Source organism: Chryseobacterium sp. MEBOG06 (assembly GCF_021869765.1).
GTDB lineage: Bacteria > Bacteroidota > Bacteroidia > Flavobacteriales > Weeksellaceae > Chryseobacterium.
The window spans coordinates 4,842,501-4,861,353 of record NZ_CP084580.1 but is presented as its reverse complement, the minus strand read 5'-3'; the positions used below and the strand labels follow the sequence as shown (position 1 = coordinate 4,861,353).

Here is an 18,853-nt window from a genome sequence, read left to right as displayed (position 1 = left end):
TGTAACCAAAACCCCGATGAAAAAAGCAATACAGGCAACTAAGCCTAATCCTGATCTCGTGGTTATCAATAAAAACCTTCCGGTTCTGATTCCCAAAAAGAAAGGGAGTGATTTTGGATACGTTAATCAAAATGGGAAGTTTATTATTCAGCCGGAGTATCATATCGCTGTCTTTTTTTATGAAGATTGTAATCTTCAGAACTCTCCCAACGAGAAAGTTCGGAAATTTGGAAGTAATAATTATGCGACAGTAGAGAAAAATATGATTTCCTATCGTATTGATCAGACAGGAAAAAGGGTTTATCAGTTCAAAGATGCTGATCTTGGAAAGTGCAAGTTTGAAGAATATAAACAACAGCTCTTTCAGGCTTATATTCTGAATGGGTTTTATGGAATTATAGAAAAATCAAAATTTGTCAATGCAGCAGATTACAGACAGTTTAAGATCTACCCCCAGTATCAGTATCTTTACATTATGGAAGGAGATGATGTTGCCGACCCAATGATTGTAGCTTCCAATAACGACAGGTTTGGAGTTATTGATGTCAATAATAAGATTGTAATTCCTTTTGAATATGCCAATATAAAAAGAAACTTCAGCTGGAAATTGGGAAAGATGTTTGAAGTGACAAAAGATGGCAGTAACTACTATTATATTGATTCAAATAATAAAACCTATTAGATTAATCACTTATCACTTATCACTTATCACTTATCAATTATCAATTATTCTCGATACTTGCCACTTCCTTAGTTAGATACGTCTCATTCCGCATCTCATATATTTTTTGTAATTTTGCAGTTGAAATAAAGGGGTGCTTTTACAGGCTGAGATTATACCCAATGAACCTGGAACAGGTAATGCTGTTTAGGGACGTCTGCTCATATAGAGCCAGAACTGTATAATATCTTATCGATCCCCTTTTATTCATTAAATGTCAAAGATTTATAGAATGAAAGGATTATTTTTTTTAGGGCTTAGTGTAGGCTCTGTAGCCTTTATGCAGGCTCAAAATAAAGACTCTCTGAAAGTCAGAGAAATTGAAGCGGTCAGCTTTACTAAAAGACTTCCTGTTGCTAAGGAAATTATCAATGTTCAAAAAGATTTAGAAAGTAGAAATCTAGGACAGGATCTTCCTATTCTTTTGAAAAATCAAACTTCCATTATTTCGACTTCTGACGCTGGAAACGGAGTAGGATATACGGGGTTCAGAATTCGTGGAGTTTCGGGGTCGTCTATTAATGTTATGATGAATGGGGTTCCCTACAATGATTCGGAAAGCCAGGGAACGTTTTTTGTGAATGTTCCGGATTTAACGAGTTCAGCATCGCAGATTGTCATTCAGAGAGGAGTTGGAACTTCCAATAATGGGGTTTCTGCTTTTGGAGCAAGTGTGAATGTTATTTCAAAGGATCCCGAAGAAAAATTTTATTTCAAAACAGATGACAGCTATGGCTCTTTTAATACGTACAAATATGCTGCTGAAATAGGTTCCGGAAAGTTCTGGAAAAACCGTCTTTCAGTAATGGGAAGGTATACCAGGATTCACTCTGATGGCTATATAGATAGAGCATCCTCAGATTTGCATTCTTACAATTTTACAGCTTTATTCGAAGAAGGAAAAACAAAGCTTAGACTAATGGCTTTTGGTGGAAAAGAAAAAACGTATCAGGCGTGGGGTGGAGTAACCAAAGAAAGATGGGAAACTGACCCTAAGTTTAATGGATCAGGCGTGATTTATGATGCCAACTGGGAAAATATTGTTGGCTTTTATGATAACGAAACCGATAATTACAGACAGAGCCACTATCAGTTATTATGGGAACAGAAATTCAATGACCGATGGAATCTGGAGACCACTTTTCACTACACCAAAGGAAAAGGATATTATGAAAATTATAAGCAGGATAATGCTTTTTCAAGATATAATCTTCCCAATATTATTGAAAACGGACAAACCGTTAAATCGTCAGATTTTATCAGAAAAAAATGGCTGAATAATGACTTCTACGGTGTCGTTTCAACGCTTTACGGGAAATTTGAAAACCTTGACATCAACGTTGGGGCAGTAGCCAATCAGTATTACGGCAGGCATTTCGGAAACGTTAGCGGCGTGTTCTATCCACAAATTGAAGAAAGCGAATATTACAGAAACCGCTCAGTGAAAAATGAAGTTTCAGGTTTTGCAAAAGCGTTATTTAGAGTGAATAACTTTGAGTTTTTCGGAGATTTGCAGCTTAGAAATATCACTTATAATACCAAAATCCTGATGGCTGGTGATAAAGAGGGTGCTAACCTGGATAAAAACTGGCTGTTTTTTAATCCGAAAGCGGGTGTGAATTACAGAATTGATGGTGGTAAAGTGTTCTTATCCTATGCACACGCCCACCGTGAGCCGAACAGAGAAGATATCATGGCCAATAATGACGTTAAGCCGGAGAAACTTCACGATTTTGAAGCCGGTTTGGAAAAACAGTTTGGAGTTGTATCTGTAACGGCCAATCTTTACTATATGTATTATGTAAATCAGTTGGTTTTAAATGGTAACCTTAGCAACGTTGGGGCATTCATCAGAACAAACTCAGGAAAGAGCTACAGAAGAGGAATTGAAATTGGTGCATTAGCAAAACTATCAAAAAAATGGGAAGTTACCGGGAATCTGACGTTAAGCCAGAACAGAAATCAGGACTTTAATATCCAAAATGGAACCGTACCTCAGAGTTTGGGAAATACACAGATTTCATTCTCTCCCAACGTGATTGCTAATCTGGGAGTGAGATTCAACCCAACCAAAAACTTCCAGTTTGCCCTGATGAACCAGTATGTTGATAAACAGTATCTGGATAATACAGAAGATAAAAACTTTCAGCTTAAAGATTATTTCCTGACCGATTTTAATGCTCAGTATCAATTTAAAATTGGCAACAACGATATTGCACTGAAATTATTAGTAAACAATCTATTCAACAGAAAATATGTGAATAATGGAGCAGTGGATGGTAGCCAGGCTTATTACTTTGCCCAGGCAGGAACCAATTTTATGTTTGGGATCAGCTGGAAAATTCAATAACATAGAGATGGCTGAAAAATGTAAATAAGCAGATTTATAAATTTGTCTTTTGACAGCATAAATAATAAGAGTATTTCATTTTTAGTGTAAAATAATTAAAAGGCTGCCTCGGCAGTCTTTTTTTATATCCGTTAAATATCTTCAAAAGTCATGAAAAAGTTATAAATTTGCGTCCAAATGAATATTTCAGCATACATTTTAGAATATTTAAAACAATTTGGAACTTCCACGGTTCCAGGCTTTGGGGTGTTTTCTCTGAAAAATTCTAAAGCAATTATCAATTCCGAAAACGGAAGCATCCTGCCTCCGGCCAGTCAGATTGAATTTACGATTGACTATGAAGTACAGACTGAAGATCTTACCGCTTTTATTGCTGCCCAAAAACAGATGTCTTTGGAAGCTTCCAGAAGTGATCTGAAAATTCAGACCGACTTTTGGAAGAAAAAACTGCAGTCAGAACAGGTTCTTGAAATTCAAAACCTTGGGACGGTTTTAATTGAAGAAGGCGTTACCCATTTCAAAGGAAAAAGAATAGAATCTGGACGTCCGGATTTTTATGGCCTGGAAGAGATCAGATTCTCGGATATCAATAACGGGGAAAAAGTAACAGCCTCAGTAAACCGTGAAAATGATTATAAATTTAAGAAAGTAATTCTTTGGGTATTCTTATTATTAATTCCTGTTTTGGGAATTTTATACCTTGCATTTACCCAGCAGGAACTTCTTTTTGGAAAAAAATCTTTTAATAAAGTTTCTGTCCAGACTTCTACCCATAGAATCGTAAAAGATACTGTTAAAATAATGGCGCATACACCGGAAGCGCCTGTTTCAGATTCACTGAAGGCAGATTCACTGGTAAAACCTGTCGGAAAAGGAACGAAAACTACTCCGGCTGCTCCAATCAACACTAAGACTAAATGGCAAAAATAAAAAAAGCGTCAGAATCTCTGACTATCATGACCAATATCGTTCTTCCGAATGAAACAAACTCTTTAAGAAATCTTTTCGGTGGTGAACTTTTAGCAAAAATGGACCGTTGCGCGTCTATTTCTGCTGCAAGACATTGCGAAAGAAGAGTGGTAACAGCTTCTGTAAATCACGTTTCCTTCAATCACCCAATTCCAGAAGGTGGAGTGGTGGTATTGGAATCTAAAGTTTCCAGAGCATTTTCTACTTCCATGGAAGTATATGTAGATGTATGGCTGGATGATCCAATCAACCAGAAAAAGATTCATACCAATGCTGGGATCTATACTTTCGTTGCGGTAGATGAATTCAACCGTCCTATTCCTATTCCGGAAATGGTACCGGAAACAGAAGAAGAAAAAGAAAGATTTGCTGCTGCATTCCGTAGAAAAGAACTTTCACTGATTCTTTCCGGAAGAATGAAACCACTGGAATCCGTAGAGCTGAAGAAATTATTTCAGGAGCCACAGGAGCCTAAGAAAGATAAAAAATAAAACAAATATTTTGTAAGAGAAAATGCTTTTAAACTTTGCTGAGTGCTGACACCTTTGCGAGCTTAAAAGCATTTGTCTTTTCCGGGTCTCGACAAAGCCTGTGTTACAATAAGATATTTAACGATCCGGAACAGCAATTTCCGGATGTATTAATTCCTAAATTTTATATCAAAATGAAAATTCTTCTTTTAGATAAAAACCATCCTCTCATTACAGAACAGCTTTTAGCCCAGAATTTTATTTTGGAAGAAGATTTTACATCTTCCTATGATGAGGTTTGCAGTAAAATTCAAAATTATGACGGAATCATTATCAGAAGCAGAATTCCGTTGGATAAAAATTTCCTTGAGAAAGGGAAAAATCTGAAGTTTATTGCTAGAGTAGGTGCTGGAATGGAAAATATTGATATCCCTGTGGCCGAAAAGCTGGGTATTCAGTTGATCAATTCTCCAGAAGGAAACCGAGATTCTGTTGCGGAACACGTGGTAGGAATGTTGTTAATTTTGATGAACAGACTTTTTATTGCTTCCCAGGAAGTGAAAAATGGTATCTGGAAGCGTGAAGAAAACAGGGGGGATGAGCTGCTGGGAAAGACCGTTGGTCTTATTGGCTATGGAAATATGGGAAAAGCTACGGCTAAAAGGCTTTCAGGGTTTGGGTGTAAAGTAGTCTTCCATGATCTTCTTCCCGATCTTTCTGATGAATTTGCAACTCAGGTCAGCTTAAAAGAACTGAAACAGTCTGCAGAGATCGTAAGTCTTCATATTCCTTTAACAGAAGAAAGCCATTATCTTATTGATGAAACATTCATTGCTGATATGAAAAATAACTTTTATTTTGTCAATACAGCAAGAGGTAAAAATGTAAAAACGAAAGCTTTAGTAGAAGCAATAAAGTCAGGGAAGGTAAAAGGAGCGTGCCTGGATGTATTGGAGTATGAAAAATCTTCTTTTGAAAATATAGAAACCGAAAATGAAGACCTGAGCTATTTGCTTGAATCTGAAAATGTAATTGTTACTCCTCATATTGCCGGATGGACTCATCAGAGCAAAGAAAAACTGGCTCAGTTTATTGTGGATAAGATCGTAGCCTCTTATTGCTAGACGATGAGCGGTAATAACACAAAAGGACAAAACTGTAAAAGAAGAATTTATTTTTCAATTTTGTCTTTTTGTCTATTTATGTTAAATAATTCATAATGTCGTTCTTATATTTACTATTTATTTTTGAGTTTTACTAAATTGCCAGTCATTTTTGAATCTCATGAAGACGCGTAATTTAGTACTTATTTTAACTGCCCTTTTATCCCTATTTTCTTGTAAAAAAAAATCTGAAGCTACAGAAGTTTCGGCTGAAAACACGACCAATCTTCCTAATTATGGAAATGTAGATCTGGGGAAAGTTTTTACCAAAGCTGATGGCCAGCTTTCAAATAAGCAGGCAACTATTAACTATATAGATCAGTATTACAAAAAAATCTGGGAGGCAGGAGATCTTAGCGGAGGAATTCTTGTTGCTAAAGGAGATGAAATTCTGTACGAAAATTATAGAGGATTCGGAAGGGAAGGGGATCAAATGCCGATTGATAAAAATACACCTTTGCATGTCGCTTCTGTGTCGAAAACATTAACGGCAATGGCAATGATGAAGCTGGTGGAGGCCGGAAAAATAAAATTGTCTGATCACCTTAGCCAGTATTTCCCGGGATTCCCTTATCCCAACGTTACTGTTCAGACTTTGCTGGATCAGAGAAGCGGACTTCCAAAATATGAATATTTCATTACAAAAATACAGCCCGGAGCGGAAGAACTTTCAAAAAAGTTTGTTACCAATCAGGATGTTCTGAATATGATCATTAAATATAAACCGGATCTTGCAAGAGATACAGATACAGGGTTTATGTATTGCAATACCAATTTTGCTTTATTGGCTTTACTTATTGAGAAAGTAACAAAAACTCCTTTTCCGCAGGCGATGAAAGAGATGATTTTCACACCGCTGAAAATGAATAATACCTATATCTTCCAGGAAAAAGATATTCCAACGGCTTCACAGTCTTTTTATTATGGTAGAAATAAACTATATCCGCTGGATAGACTGGATTTGATCTACGGAGACAAAAATGTATATACAACACCAAGAGATTTATATAATTTTTCGAAAGCGATGTTCTCAAAAAATTTCCTGAAGCCTGAGCTGATGCAGATGGTATTTACTCCATACAGTAATGAAAAGATGGGTATGAATAATTATGGACTTGGATTCAGAATGAAATTATTTGATAATGGTGAAAAACTGACTTACCATAATGGATGGTGGCATGGGACAAACTCTGTTTTTGCGCACCTTCTGAAGTCTAAAGTAACTATTGTAGCGATTGGAAATAAATATTCAAACAGAGTATATACAGCACTCGCATTATCAGGATTATTTGAAAATTTCCCTTTACAGAAAGATAAACTCCATACTGTAATGAATGATAATAAAGATAGTTTGAATTCCGGACAGGAAGTTTTTGGAGAATAATGTTTACTTTTGCTTAAACATTTTCATGAAAAGGTTTCTTTTATTATTCGTTATCTGTTTTCTTGTACATTCCTGTGCAAGAGTGGGATCACCTGTAGGTGGACCAAGGGATACTTTAGCACCAAAGTTTTTAAGCTCAAACATTGATACTACAAGAATCAATGTAAAAAGAGATATTCACGAGCTCCGTCTGGATTTTGATGAATATATAACCCTGAAGGATATCAGTAAGAACCTGATTATCTCTCCACCCATTAAAAATATCAAGAGAATTCTTCCATCTAATATTGCGAATAGATTTGTTCTTATTCAATGGACAGATACTCTTCAGGCCAATACGACCTATAATTTTAATTTCGGAAATTCCATCGTAGATAATAATGAAGCAAACATACTTCGTTATTTTAATTTTGCTTTTTCTACTGGTGATAAGCTGGATGACCTCTATGTAAGCGGTGAAGTAAAAGATGCTATGGAGATCAAAAAGAAAACCGGAAACAACGAAAATAAACTGGTTGTGGGATTGTATCAGTTGAAGGATACAATGAATTACAAACAGAAACCTTATTATATCACTAAAGTTGACGATGACGGATATTACGAACTGAATTACCTGTCTCCTGGCAAATATAAAATTATTGCCTTTGATGATGAGAACGGAAATTCTATCTATGATGCCGGAAAAGAAAAAATTGGATTCCAAAAAGAACCCTTGGACATCGATAAATCAATTTCAGGGCTGAATTTAAAGGTTTATCCTTCTAAAAAGCCTGTGAAGTATTCAGAAATGAAAGAAGTTTCGGGTGGAGTTCTGATGATGTTTGAAGGGCATCCTGAAGACGTGAAAGTTCAGTCATTGAATGAAAAACTGAAAGATGTAAAAATCACCCATACTCCTAAGTCAGACTCTGTAAGAATCTGGTTTGATGCTGTGAAAAGTGATGTTGGGCAGACGGTGAATGAAAAGCTTTTGTTCAGTCATGATAAAGGACCGAAAAAAGACAGTGCCTATACTGTTTCACTATTTTACAAGTACAATAAGAAAAATGCTATGGATATCTTTAGTGATAATGATGGCAGTACTTTGGCTCCGAAAGCAGATTTTAAAATTTTATCAAACTATATTGTCGATAAAATTGATCCATCAAAATGGACATTGAATATTAAAGGTGATAGTTTAACAACTTTACCATTTAATGCTAAAATTTCAGCAACTAATCCTTATCAGATTTTAATTCAGTCAGATTTTATAAGTGGGAAAGACTATCAGCTTACAGTTCCTAAGGAAACGGTATCTTCTTTCTATGCTAAAAATGTTCAGTCAAAACGTTTTGATTTTGGTATTGGTAAGGTAGAACAATATGGAAGCCTTGAATTCACTCTGACGAATGCTCCTGCCTTTAATTACTGGATTCAGCTGTTGGATTCTTCGGATAAAGTAGTGCATCAAAAATATACAAAAGGGGATAAGGTGAAATTTGATCTTCTGAAACCGGAAGAGTATTTTGTACGGATATTGGTAGACAATAACGGGAATAAATATTGGGACGAAGCAGATTTTACCAATCAAGTTTTTGCTGAAGATGCCTATATTTTCTATAAAAAAGCGTTGGTAAGAGCATTATGGGAAACCCGAGAAGATTGGGATCTGAATGATAAAAGAACACTTGAGAATCCAAAAGGAACGGTTTCTCCTGTAGTACCAGCAGTCCCAGCCGCTGACTCTAAAGAAGTGGGGACAGTAAAACAACAGGCTAAAAAAGAGATAAAATCCACTAATGCAATCCTAACTCCTGTGAAATAGGCTTATGAAGACGGCGAAAAAAATAATATTCTGGACTTTTGTAGCTTTCGCTCTGATCCAGTTTGTACCTATTGACAGAGTTAATAAACCTGTTGATGCTTCTGTGAATTTTGTTGATTCCAGGAAGTCTCCGGAAAAGGTCGCAACATTGCTTAAAAATGCTTGTTATGACTGCCATTCCAACGAAACGGTATATCCTAAATATGCTTTTATAGCACCGGTTTCATGGTCTGTAAAGAGCCATGTTAATGAGGGGCGCGAGCATCTTAACTTTTCCATCTGGGGAACCTATAATAAGGAATTAAAAGAGAATATACTTGACAGGTCTGTTGAGGCCCTTAAACATAAGACAATGCCATTACCCGGCTATATTGTTTATCATGACGAGGCTAAGCTTAACGATGCAGAAAGAACACTCCTTATTCAATATTTTGAGGAAATGCTGAAGACTAAAACGTATTAAATTTAAAAGCAGACTTTCCCAAAAGTGTCACCAGTTGCATAGATTTGTTCTATAAAAACATCTGTGAAATTTGTTGGAAAACTGTTTTCTGATCATAAAAAAACTCCCGCAGTATCTTCAGATCTGCGGGAGTTTGTATTACAAAAATTATTTTTTTAAATAGCTTTCAAAAAACCTTTTCTGAGAGTCAAAAGCAATATCTTCAAGGTCAAGTTCCTGTAAAGGAATCCATACCGCCTCTGAAATCTCTGAAAGTTCAAGATTAACCTCAAACTTCTCCGAAACATTATATTCATAAAAGAGATCAATCGTATTATAATCAATTTCTTTATATTGATAGATGTTGGGAAGACTGGTAAGGTATTTCAGGTTTGAAATATTGATATCAAGCTGAAGCTCTTCAAAAAGCTCTCTTTTGCAGGTTTCTTCCGCACTTTCTTTAGGGTCAACAAATCCTCCGGCAAGGTCCAGTTTTCCCTTTTTAGGGTCTCTGTTTCTTCTTGTAAGATAAATTTCATCACCACATCTGATGACAACTGCCACAGCACCTGCCACATTATTGTACAGTGTAAAACCACATTCAGGGCAGCTCCATTTTTTTTCGCCATCCCAATGTAAAGACTCTTTGCCGCAGTTTGGGCAATATTTCAATAATTTCATCCGGTTATCATTATTTTCAACAGCTCAGATAGAACTTTCGTTTATTGAGCAATATTAATATTTCTCGGGTGATAACTCAAAATAACATCCCGTAATTCTTCTGTTTTAAGGTGCGTATAGATTTCTGTAGTGGTAATGCTGGAATGTCCCAGCATTTCCTGGATATAACGGAGATCCGCTCCATTCTGCAGTAAATGCGTAGCAAAAGAATGTCTGAATGTGTGGGGAGATATCTTTTTGTTAACCCCCGCTTTATCTGTAAGTTCTTTAATAATAAGAAATACAATCACTCTGGACATGGATGTCCCACGGCTGTTTAAAAACAGAGTGTCTTCATATTTTTTATTGATTTTCCCTTTAGAGCGTACCTCCTTGATATAGCTTTCCAGCAGCTCTGCTGTATAGTCAGCTAAAGGAACAAAACGGGTTTTGTTTCCTTTTCCATTCACCTTGATGTATTGCTCCCTGAAGTTGATATTGGATATCTTAAGGTCGATCAGTTCAGACACACGGAGTCCGCAACCATAAAGTACCTCAATGATACATTGGTTTCTTTTTCCGAGATCTGTATTGACCTCAATGGCAGCAATAATCTTGTTGATATCAGGAAGGCTTAGAGTATCAGGTAAGTAAAGTCCCAGTTTAGGGCCTTCCAGTAGTGCTGCAGGGTTGTCTTCACGATATTCGTCTTCAAGCAGAAATTTGAAAAAGGCTTTGATGGAAGATATCCATCTTGCCTGTGATCTTTCGCTGAATTTCTGTTTAGAAAGATTGAAAATGTATTCCTGCAGGTTTTCGTAGCCGATAGCATCTGGACCGACGTTCTCCAGATCTTCTTCTACGTAATCTTTTAATTTCTTAATGTCTCGAACATAAGCGTCGAGCGTGTTTTCTGAAAAATTCCTTTCGAAACGAAGAAATATTTCAAAATCTTTGATCTTTTCATCCCAAGTCATTTGTGCTTAATTTTTTAGTTCACAGTCCGATATTTGTTCTATTTCAATATTATGGTTTCTCAGGAACGATATCCCATCATCGTCCGAATACTCATTGATATACACCAGCCTTGCAATACCTGCCTGCAGGATTAGCTTACTGCATTCCTTGCATGGCGACAGCGTCAGATATAACGTTGCGCCTTTTGCAGATTGTGTAGAAGCAGCCAGCTTTAATATAGCGTTGGCTTCTGCATGCAGTACATACCAGTGCGTCTTTCCCTCTCCATCTTCACAACAGTTTTCGAATCCCGAAGGAGTTCCGTTGTAACCATCTGAAATAATCATCCTATCTTTTACGATAAGAGCTCCTACCTGTTTTCTCTTACAGTAGGAGAGTTTTGCCCATTCCTGGGCCATTTTTAGATAAGCTTTGTCAAACTTATTCATACCGCAGCATTGATTTTTCGAAATAATTTGGATTAAAGTCTTCTTGAAAGATTAGAAGTTGGGCTTTCTTTTCTCGAGGAAAGCAGTCACTCCTTCTTTCTTATCTGCCATTTCAAAAAGCTCCCCGAAATACTTGATTTCAGTTTCAAAACCTTTATCCGTGTCAGATAGATTTACGGCATTAATAGCCTTGGATATTGCCATTGGTGAATTGTAGGCAATAGTGTTCGCTAATTCTTTCGTTTTTGTTAATAATTCTTCAATAGGGTATACTTCATTTACCAATCCGATTTCCTTTGCTTTTTGGGCAACGATCATTTTGGCAGAGAAGATCATTTCGTTGGCAATACCTTTTCCGACAAGCTTTGGAAGCCTTTGAGTACCTCCGTATCCTGGGATTAATCCCAAAGTTACTTCCGGAAGCCCTAATCTGGCGTTCTCTGATGCATATCTGATGTGGCATGCCATGGCAAGCTCTAAACCTCCTCCTAGTGCAAAGCCGTTTACGGCAGCAATAACAGGTTTAGACATATTTTCAATTTTGTTAAATAACGTATTTTGTCCGTTTCTTGCAAGTTCTTCAGCTTTCTCCTGTCCGAAGTCACTGAATTCCTTGATGTCTGCTCCAGCTACAAAAGATTTTTCTCCACTTCCTGTAAGGATAATTACTCTACAGGAGTTGTCAGAATTAAGTTCATCTAATGCAGTACTGATTTCCTGAATTGTTTTAGCATTTAAGGCATTTAAACTTTCAGGTCTGTTTATGGTAATGATAGATAATTTATCTTCTTTATTCAATAATATGTTTTCGTAACTCATTTTTCCACTTTAAAATATCATCCTTTGCAAATTATGAATTTTTTACAAAAAAAAGGAAAAAATATTATTTTTTTTTCCTTTTTTTTAATTTATCATTCAATATGATTATTTGGAATGATTCATCATATTTGCATCAATATTAACGTTTAGTTGTGAAGCCACTTTCATGCCAAGCTCAATGTTAGCGCGGAAAAAATGACATAACTGACGATTAATAATCTCATCTTTTTTAGGCCCTGTGATGCCTTTCATACTTCCAACGATATTGTGAATCAAATGTTCTCTGTCATCAGCATTCATTGCTTTTGAATAAAGTAGACCCGGCTGGGTATAATGATCTCCGTCATTATCATTTCTGTTGTAGTTGGCTACGTGAACGCTATCTAACTCATATTCATAGTTTTTATAAGATGAGTCTGCTTTGATATCGTCAAAACTGTTTGGATGGTAATTCGGCTTATCCTGATATTGGCTGGAATCTGCCATATATCCGTCTCTCTGATAATTATTAACCGCAAACGGGCATCTGTTCACTTCCAGCTGGTGAGCATTTACTCCAACTCTGTATCGGTGGGCATCAGGATAAGAGAATAATCTCCCCTGAAGCATTTTGTCCGGAGAGAAACTGATTCCATTAATTAGGCTGCTTGGAGAGAACGTAGATTGTTCAACGTGTGCAAAATAGTTAACGGGAACTTCATTAAGCTCCATTTCTCCCACTTCAATCAATGGGAAATCATCATGAAACCACACTTTTGTTACATCAAAAGGATTCCATCTGAAATCTTTTGCCTGCTCTTCGGTCATTACCTGGATGTATAAGGTCCATTTCGGGAAATCCCCGTTTTCAATAGCGTTGCAAAGATCTTCCTGTGCAAAGTCAGGATTTTCTCCTGCCATTTTTACAGCTTCTTCATCTGTAAAGTTTTTAACTCCCTGTTTTGTTTTGAAATGGAATTTCACCCATACTCTCTCATTCTGGTCATTGATCATAGAGAAGGTGTGAGAGCCAAAGCCATGCATATGCCTGAAGCCATAAGGTGTTCCTCTGTCTGACATTAGTATAAGGACCTGGTGAAGAGATTCAGGATTTAAACTCCAGAAATCCCACATCATTGCGGCACTTTTCAGATTGGTTTTTGGAACTCTTTTCTGGGTATGAATAAAATCGGGAAATTTTTTAGCATCTTTAATGAAAAATACTGGTGTATTGTTTCCTACCAGATCCCAGTTTCCGTCTTCAGTATAAAATTTTAAAGCAAAACCTCTTGGGTCTCTTGCGGTGTCAGCACTTCCTTTTTCTCCTCCTACGGTAGAAAATCTGGCAAACATTCTGCATGAATTTCCCACCTTCGAAAACAGTTTCGCTTTCGTGTATTTGCTGATGTCATGGGTTACGGTAAAAGTTCCGTAAGCTCCGCTTCCTTTGGCATGTACAATTCTTTCAGGAATTCTTTCCCTAACGAAATGTGCAAGATTTTCCTGAAGAACAAAGTCCTGCAGTAATACGGGGCCTCTTGGCCCTACAGTCTGAGAATCCTGATGCTCAAAATAAGGGGCGCCATTACTTAACGTTAATTTTTTAGAATCCATATCATTGATGATTTGTATAATTGTTTTCTTTTTCTAAATCCAAGTGTAAAGGTAGTGAATATCAAATTTACTTGAATTTTTAATTGGTAATAGCAAAAACGTTATATCTTTGTAATAGATAATATTAATCAAATGAACATTCAGCAACTGGAGTATCTTATCGCTGTTGATAAGTATAAACATTTTGGTAAAGCAGCTCAGGCTTGCTTTATTACTCAGCCTACGTTAAGTGCCATGATACAGAAATTTGAGGATGAACTGGATGTGAAAGTTTTCGACAGAACTACACACCCTATTCGTACTACAGATGTAGGACTTCAGATCATTGATCAGGCCAAGGTTATCATAGAGTCTGTCAATGAGTTGAAAAACAAAGCCAATCTTTTGAATAATATTTTGGGTGGAACACTCAACCTGGGGATCATTCCTACGGTTTCTTCTTTTATCCTGCCTACGGAAATCTTTAAATTCCTTGAAGAAAATCCAAAGATTCAGATGAATGTAAAGGAAATGACAACCGATAATATCATTAAAGCTTTAAAAGCCGGGGAACTGGACGCGGGAATTATCTCCACACCTTATGATACCGCTAATGAATTTTATCAGGATTTCCTATTCAATGAAGAGCTGATGATTTACAGCTCCAATACTGAAGCTAATAAAAAGAATGCCTACATTATTCCTGAAGAACTGAATGTTGAAAAGGTATGGCTGCTTGAAGAAGGTAACTGTCTTAGAAATCAGTTTGAAAACATCTGCCACCTGAAAGAAAACACACTGAAACCTAAGAACTTAGATTTCCTTGCGTCCAATATTCAGACGTTGGTACATATGGTAGATAAAGTAGGAGGAATCAGTATTCTGCCTGAGCTAGCATTAAGCCAGCTTTCTGAAGAGCAAAAGAAAAATGTTTTCAGATTCAAAAAGCCGTTCCCTTACAGAGAGATCAGTATCATCTACTATAAGCCGACTTTCAAACAAAAAATTATTGATGAATTGTCACATTCTATCAAAAATTCTTTAGAACTTAAATTGAACTATCACATCAGCCCAAAAGAATTTGTGAGTATAAAGCCACAATAGTACAAAGGCTCTAAAGTGATATAAATCATTAATTTAAATAAAGTTATAATTAATAAACAAAAATTTTGAGTATTACAAAAATAGTGCTTAAATTTGCTGACGTTTATTACGAGGAAATTTGACCTGATTGCAACCTCTATAAAAAAATGCTAAAACAGTATTCTTTTTTGGGGCAATTGTTATTCATATTTTTCTTCGACATTAATTTTTAATCTAAACAAAGAATAATATGTCTTATTTATTTACATCTGAATCCGTTTCAGAAGGACATCCTGATAAAATTGCCGATCAGATTTCCGACGCACTAATCGACCATTTTTTAGCATACGATAAAGATTCAAAAGTTGCATGTGAGACTCTTGTAACTACAGGACAGGTTGTATTGGCAGGAGAAGTAAAATCTGATGCTTATCTTGATGTACAGACAATTGCCAGAGAAGTAATCAATGGAATAGGGTATACCAAAGGAGAATATATGTTCAATGGAGACTCGTGTGGAGTTATCTCTGCAATCCATGAGCAATCTCCTGATATCAACCAGGGAGTTGACAGAGCTGTGAATGATGAGTCTTTTGAAGCAAAAGCGAACGCACAGGGAGCTGGAGATCAGGGGATGATGTTTGGGTATGCTACCAATGAAACGGCTAACTATATGCCGCTTGCTTTAGATCTTGCGCATACAATCCTTAAAGAACTTTCTGCAATCAGAAGAGAAAATAAAGAGATCACTTACCTTCGTCCAGATGCAAAAAGCCAGGTGACTATTGAATATTCTGATGATCACAAACCAATCAGAATAGATTCTATCGTAGTTTCTACTCAGCACGATGATTTTGGAGCAGAAGAAGAGATGTTGAATAAAATCCGCGAGGATATCAAAAACATTCTGGTTCCTAGAGTTGTTGCTCTGCAGACTGAAGAGATCAAAGCTTTATTCAATGATCAGATCAAGTATCACATTAATCCTACAGGTAAATTCGTAATCGGAGGTCCTCACGGAGATACCGGTCTTACCGGTAGAAAAATCATCGTAGATACTTATGGTGGCAAAGGGGCTCACGGTGGAGGTGCTTTCTCAGGAAAAGACCCTTCAAAAGTAGACAGAAGTGCTGCATATGCTACAAGACACATTGCTAAAAACTTAGTGGCTGCCGGAGTTGCTGATGAAGTATTGGTACAGGTTTCTTACGCAATTGGTGTTGCTGAACCTTGTGGGTTATACATCAATACTTATGGAACTGCAAAAGTAGACCTTCACGATGGTGAAATCGCGAAAAAAGTGTCTGCAATCTTTGATTTGAGACCTTATGCTATTGAGCAGAACTTAAAATTGAGAAATCCTATTTATCAGGAAACAGCTTCTTACGGACATATGGGTAAAGAGCATTATGTAGCTGATAAAACCTTCAATAAAGGGCATAAAAAAGAATTGACACTGAAAGGTCTTGAATTCTTTACTTGGGAGAAATTAGACAAAGTAGAGGAAATTAAAGCTGCTTTTGGAATTTAATTTTTTCTTTTAATAATAAATAGACTGCTTTATCTTTGGATAAGGCAGTTTTTTTTAATTTTACACCTTAATAATTTGAAAGATGATGAATTTTAGAACAGCAGTTACAATCCTTGTCGTATTTGTCCTGTCTACAGTGGCAAAAGCCCAGTATACAATGCATAAAATGATTACAGTGGGGTATACCTATCAGAATCAGAGTTTTGGGGAAGTAGGGGGTAAACTGCTCTTTCTTAAAAATGACGATGTGATTTACAGACTCGGAGCATCCGCTCTGATGGGAGCTACGGACTCAAAATTTGCAATAATGCCAAAATTACAGGCAGATGTTCTGCTTAATTTTCAAAGAAACGTTGATTTCTATCATTCCTACTATTTTATAGCTGGGGCAGAAGGAACCAATAAATATATTGCCCCGAAAATTGGGGTGACTCTATTTGGAATGCTGGACCTTACAGGAGGGTATGCTTTTCCGATAGGAGATACCCGATTGAATGGGAAAGAAATGAAAGGACTGAATATTAATTTTACATTAAATATCCCTACTGTGTTCATTCATGACATGTTTAAATGATTTTTTTTAAATTTTTATTGTGAAAATTTAATAATAGGTTAACAGTTATTAAAAAATTATTATATTTACATCATAATAATTGTACCGCCTATAGAAGAGACTCTACTCTACAACTGTTTTGTTTATACAGCAAAGACCAGATAGAATATCTGGAGGAATGACTGTCTACAAATGTTATATTGAGAAGAGTTATGAAATCAAAATCGGATAGTTTACTAATTTCCCTTTACCAAAAAGGAGACGAAGGGGCCTTATCAACCCTTATTCACCGACACCAGAGAGAGCTGTTTACATTCATTTTTTACAAAATTAATGATGAAGATTTAGCCAACGATATTTTTCAGGATACATTCATGAAGATTATTGTCATGCTGAAAGAAGGACGCTATAACGAGGAAGGTAAATTTATTCTTTGGGCGAAAAGAATTTCCTACAACCTAATCATCGACTATTTCAGATCAAAAGCGAAAAATATCAAAGTTTCACAAACTACTTTTGAAACGGATGAATATTCTATCTTTGATTTAATCAGAGAGCCTTCAGAAAATATTGAAGATCAGCTTGTCACCAATCAGATTCAGGAAGACCTTTTGAGAATGCTGCAATTTTTACCGGCAAATCAACAAGAGGTGATTAAACTGAGGTTTTTTGACGGTCTAAGCTTCAAAGAGATTGCTGATCATACAGATATGAGTATTAATACCACACTGGGTAGAGTGCGATATGCTTTGATTAACCTGAGAAAAATCATGGAAGAAAATAACATAATATTAACCAGATAGATAATATTTCGTAAAATTTCACGTTTTAAGGAAAACATACCCGCCTATGAAAAAAAATGATTCCTTAAAAGTGAAAACTTTGAAACCTAAGAAACAAACCATTGATTTTTTGCTCAATTTTTCTAAAAGTATTGAAATTGTGAAAAGCAAGAGCAAAAATTATCCTATTTTAAAAAATTAAAATGATTAACTTTGTGCTGTATGAAAATGCAGCACGTTTATTTTGATCTCGATAATACACTTTGGGATCACCGCAGAAATGCCTATCTTACCATTAAGGACCTTTTCGAAAAACAGGAAATCACTTCGAAGTATAATATTGACTTTGAAGAGTTTCATTCTGTGTACCATGACATCAATGAAGATCTCTGGGAAAAGATCAGGGATGGTATTATCGGTAAAGAATATTTAAGAGAACACCGTTTCTATGATTCCTTCATGCATTTTGGAGTGGATAACAAAGAACTGTCTCTTTATTTTGAAGAAAACTTTCTGGATAATATTGTGGCTTATAATGAATTGGTGGAAGGAGCAGAAGATGTTCTTGAATATTTAAAAGCCAAAAATTATACGCTTCATATTATTTCTAACGGATTTCAGGAAGTTACGGAGAGAAAATGCACTCTATCCGGAATTGCTCCTTACTTTAAAACCATTACCAGTGCAGATGCAATAGGAGTAAGAAAACCCAATCCTAAAATTTTTGAATACTCTCTGGGGCTTTCTGAAGCGAAAAAAGAAGAGAGCATCCTGATTGGGGACGACTGGATAGCGGATGCAATGGGAGCAACAGCTTTCGGAATGGATGCCATCTTCTTTGATGTTTATAAAGAAGACAAACAAAAAGAAGGGATAAAAGCAATTACCCATCTCCAGCAAATCAAAGAATACTTATAATATTCCGGACTATAAAGTCTGAAACAAAAATTATTTAAACCATTAAGGTTATTGAAGCTTTTAAGGGAGTTAAGATTAAGTGTTATTGCCAGCCTATGGTAAAGTAATTTCAAACATAATCAGTCTTGCTTTTCTTAAAACCTTAATTTATCTTAATGGTTTAATTGTATTTACTATTTTTCCTGTGGTTCTTATCCACTTTTTTTTACTAATAAAATTTTTCCTA

Annotated in this window: 19 protein-coding genes; 14 read left to right on the top strand and 5 right to left on the bottom strand. The window is 36.1% G+C overall.

Translation table 11 applies throughout. The features are described from left to right. The first annotated feature begins 16 nt into the window (after positions 1 to 16). The 8 genes from LF887_RS22180 to LF887_RS22145 all read left to right on the top strand — a co-directional run bounded on the left by LF887_RS22180 (position 17) and on the right by LF887_RS22145 (position 9,324). Positions 17 to 682 carry a WG repeat-containing protein gene (locus LF887_RS22180; protein ID WP_236856421.1) on the top strand — a complete coding sequence of 222 codons (666 nt, stop codon included), beginning with the start codon at positions 17 to 19 and terminating at the stop codon, positions 680 to 682. A 271-nt stretch (positions 683 to 953) separates the two neighbouring features. After that, on the top strand, positions 954 to 3,071 hold the full coding sequence (locus tag LF887_RS22175) for a TonB-dependent receptor (RefSeq protein ID WP_236856420.1): 2,118 nt from the start codon (positions 954 to 956) through the stop codon (positions 3,069 to 3,071). A 177-nt stretch (positions 3,072 to 3,248) separates the two neighbouring features. After that, positions 3,249 to 4,001: a hypothetical protein gene (locus tag LF887_RS22170; protein ID WP_236856419.1), complete on the top strand. Its 753-nt coding sequence runs from the start codon at positions 3,249 to 3,251 to the stop codon at positions 3,999 to 4,001. Beyond that, entirely contained in the window at positions 3,989 to 4,531 is a 543-nt protein-coding gene (locus LF887_RS22165) for an acyl-CoA thioesterase (protein ID WP_047492349.1), read from the top strand. Before LF887_RS22170 ends, LF887_RS22165 begins: the two co-directional genes overlap by 13 nt. Positions 4,532 to 4,704: 173 nt before the next feature. Then, positions 4,705 to 5,634, top strand: a complete 930-nt coding sequence (locus tag LF887_RS22160; RefSeq protein WP_236856418.1) for a 2-hydroxyacid dehydrogenase — start codon at positions 4,705 to 4,707, stop codon at positions 5,632 to 5,634. A 160-nt stretch (positions 5,635 to 5,794) separates the two neighbouring features. Beyond that, positions 5,795 to 7,057, top strand: coding sequence for a serine hydrolase domain-containing protein (locus LF887_RS22155; protein ID WP_236856417.1), 1,263 nt, complete (start codon positions 5,795 to 5,797; stop codon positions 7,055 to 7,057). A gap of 25 nt (positions 7,058 to 7,082) precedes the next feature. Then, positions 7,083 to 8,861, top strand: coding sequence for an Ig-like domain-containing protein (locus tag LF887_RS22150; protein ID WP_236856416.1), 1,779 nt, complete (start codon positions 7,083 to 7,085; stop codon positions 8,859 to 8,861). 4 nt (positions 8,862 to 8,865) lie between these two features. After that, entirely contained in the window at positions 8,866 to 9,324 is a 459-nt protein-coding gene (locus LF887_RS22145) for a heme-binding domain-containing protein (protein ID WP_236856415.1), read from the top strand. Between the two features lie 147 nt (positions 9,325 to 9,471). Here the strand turns inward: LF887_RS22145 and LF887_RS22140 are convergent, their stop codons facing one another. The 5 genes from LF887_RS22140 to LF887_RS22120 form a co-directional block, all read right to left on the bottom strand. Then, positions 9,472 to 9,984 (bottom strand): NUDIX hydrolase, encoded by a 513-nt coding sequence (locus LF887_RS22140; protein ID WP_236856414.1) that lies wholly within the window; start codon positions 9,982 to 9,984, stop codon positions 9,472 to 9,474. A gap of 41 nt (positions 9,985 to 10,025) precedes the next feature. Further along, a complete protein-coding gene (xerD, locus tag LF887_RS22135) occupies positions 10,026 to 10,940 on the bottom strand; it encodes a site-specific tyrosine recombinase XerD (RefSeq protein ID WP_236856413.1) in 915 nt (304 codons plus the stop codon). Between the two features lie 6 nt (positions 10,941 to 10,946). Continuing rightward, positions 10,947 to 11,369: a deoxycytidylate deaminase gene (locus tag LF887_RS22130; protein WP_236856412.1), complete on the bottom strand. Its 423-nt coding sequence runs from the start codon at positions 11,367 to 11,369 to the stop codon at positions 10,947 to 10,949. Positions 11,370 to 11,420: 51 nt separating this feature from the next. Then, positions 11,421 to 12,188 (bottom strand): enoyl-CoA hydratase-related protein, encoded by a 768-nt coding sequence (locus tag LF887_RS22125; RefSeq protein ID WP_236856411.1) that lies wholly within the window; start codon positions 12,186 to 12,188, stop codon positions 11,421 to 11,423. A 105-nt stretch (positions 12,189 to 12,293) separates the two neighbouring features. Beyond that, positions 12,294 to 13,781: a catalase gene (locus LF887_RS22120; RefSeq protein ID WP_236856410.1), complete on the bottom strand. Its 1,488-nt coding sequence runs from the start codon at positions 13,779 to 13,781 to the stop codon at positions 12,294 to 12,296. A gap of 132 nt (positions 13,782 to 13,913) precedes the next feature. Between LF887_RS22120 and LF887_RS22115 the strand changes: the two genes are divergently transcribed. The 6 genes from LF887_RS22115 (at position 13,914) to LF887_RS22095 (ending at position 18,627) form a co-directional block, all read left to right on the top strand. Next, positions 13,914 to 14,864, top strand: coding sequence for a LysR substrate-binding domain-containing protein (locus tag LF887_RS22115; protein ID WP_236856409.1), 951 nt, complete (start codon positions 13,914 to 13,916; stop codon positions 14,862 to 14,864). Between the two features lie 229 nt (positions 14,865 to 15,093). Further along, on the top strand, positions 15,094 to 16,374 hold the full coding sequence (gene metK, locus LF887_RS22110) for a methionine adenosyltransferase (RefSeq protein ID WP_236856408.1): 1,281 nt from the start codon (positions 15,094 to 15,096) through the stop codon (positions 16,372 to 16,374). A gap of 82 nt (positions 16,375 to 16,456) precedes the next feature. Further along, on the top strand, positions 16,457 to 16,948 hold the full coding sequence (locus LF887_RS22105) for a hypothetical protein (RefSeq protein WP_236856407.1): 492 nt from the start codon (positions 16,457 to 16,459) through the stop codon (positions 16,946 to 16,948). Positions 16,949 to 17,139: 191 nt separating this feature from the next. Then, the gene (locus tag LF887_RS22100) at positions 17,140 to 17,730 is read left to right on the top strand and encodes an RNA polymerase sigma factor (RefSeq protein ID WP_236856406.1); all 591 of its coding nucleotides are present in this window, start codon (positions 17,140 to 17,142) and stop codon (positions 17,728 to 17,730) included. A gap of 46 nt (positions 17,731 to 17,776) precedes the next feature. Then, positions 17,777 to 17,911: a hypothetical protein gene (locus LF887_RS24295; RefSeq protein WP_262912492.1), complete on the top strand. Its 135-nt coding sequence runs from the start codon at positions 17,777 to 17,779 to the stop codon at positions 17,909 to 17,911. Positions 17,912 to 17,931: 20 nt separating this feature from the next. After that, entirely contained in the window at positions 17,932 to 18,627 is a 696-nt protein-coding gene (locus LF887_RS22095) for a YjjG family noncanonical pyrimidine nucleotidase (RefSeq protein WP_236856405.1), read from the top strand. The last annotated feature ends 226 nt before the right edge of the window (positions 18,628 to 18,853 follow it).

What these genes read in the sequence shown, in the direction of transcription:
- LF887_RS22180 (WP_236856421.1), top strand. Translation starts at nt 17, where the DNA reads ATGAAAAAAGCAATACAGGCAACTAAGCCTAATCCTGATCTCGTGGTT.
- LF887_RS22175 (WP_236856420.1), top strand. Translation starts at nt 954, where the DNA reads ATGAAAGGATTATTTTTTTTAGGGCTTAGTGTAGGCTCTGTAGCCTTT.
- LF887_RS22170 (WP_236856419.1), top strand. Translation starts at nt 3,249, where the DNA reads ATGAATATTTCAGCATACATTTTAGAATATTTAAAACAATTTGGAACT.
- LF887_RS22165 (WP_047492349.1), top strand. Translation starts at nt 3,989, where the DNA reads ATGGCAAAAATAAAAAAAGCGTCAGAATCTCTGACTATCATGACCAAT.
- LF887_RS22160 (WP_236856418.1), top strand. Translation starts at nt 4,705, where the DNA reads ATGAAAATTCTTCTTTTAGATAAAAACCATCCTCTCATTACAGAACAG.
- LF887_RS22155 (WP_236856417.1), top strand. Translation starts at nt 5,795, where the DNA reads ATGAAGACGCGTAATTTAGTACTTATTTTAACTGCCCTTTTATCCCTA.
- LF887_RS22150 (WP_236856416.1), top strand. Translation starts at nt 7,083, where the DNA reads ATGAAAAGGTTTCTTTTATTATTCGTTATCTGTTTTCTTGTACATTCC.
- LF887_RS22145 (WP_236856415.1), top strand. Translation starts at nt 8,866, where the DNA reads ATGAAGACGGCGAAAAAAATAATATTCTGGACTTTTGTAGCTTTCGCT.
- LF887_RS22140 (WP_236856414.1), bottom strand. Translation starts at nt 9,984, where the DNA reads ATGAAATTATTGAAATATTGCCCAAACTGCGGCAAAGAGTCTTTACAT.
- xerD (WP_236856413.1), bottom strand. Translation starts at nt 10,940, where the DNA reads ATGACTTGGGATGAAAAGATCAAAGATTTTGAAATATTTCTTCGTTTC.
- LF887_RS22130 (WP_236856412.1), bottom strand. Translation starts at nt 11,369, where the DNA reads ATGAATAAGTTTGACAAAGCTTATCTAAAAATGGCCCAGGAATGGGCA.
- LF887_RS22125 (WP_236856411.1), bottom strand. Translation starts at nt 12,188, where the DNA reads ATGAGTTACGAAAACATATTATTGAATAAAGAAGATAAATTATCTATC.
- LF887_RS22120 (WP_236856410.1), bottom strand. Translation starts at nt 13,781, where the DNA reads ATGGATTCTAAAAAATTAACGTTAAGTAATGGCGCCCCTTATTTTGAG.
- LF887_RS22115 (WP_236856409.1), top strand. Translation starts at nt 13,914, where the DNA reads ATGAACATTCAGCAACTGGAGTATCTTATCGCTGTTGATAAGTATAAA.
- metK (WP_236856408.1), top strand. Translation starts at nt 15,094, where the DNA reads ATGTCTTATTTATTTACATCTGAATCCGTTTCAGAAGGACATCCTGAT.
- LF887_RS22105 (WP_236856407.1), top strand. Translation starts at nt 16,457, where the DNA reads ATGATGAATTTTAGAACAGCAGTTACAATCCTTGTCGTATTTGTCCTG.
- LF887_RS22100 (WP_236856406.1), top strand. Translation starts at nt 17,140, where the DNA reads ATGAAATCAAAATCGGATAGTTTACTAATTTCCCTTTACCAAAAAGGA.
- LF887_RS24295 (WP_262912492.1), top strand. Translation starts at nt 17,777, where the DNA reads ATGAAAAAAAATGATTCCTTAAAAGTGAAAACTTTGAAACCTAAGAAA.
- LF887_RS22095 (WP_236856405.1), top strand. Translation starts at nt 17,932, where the DNA reads ATGAAAATGCAGCACGTTTATTTTGATCTCGATAATACACTTTGGGAT.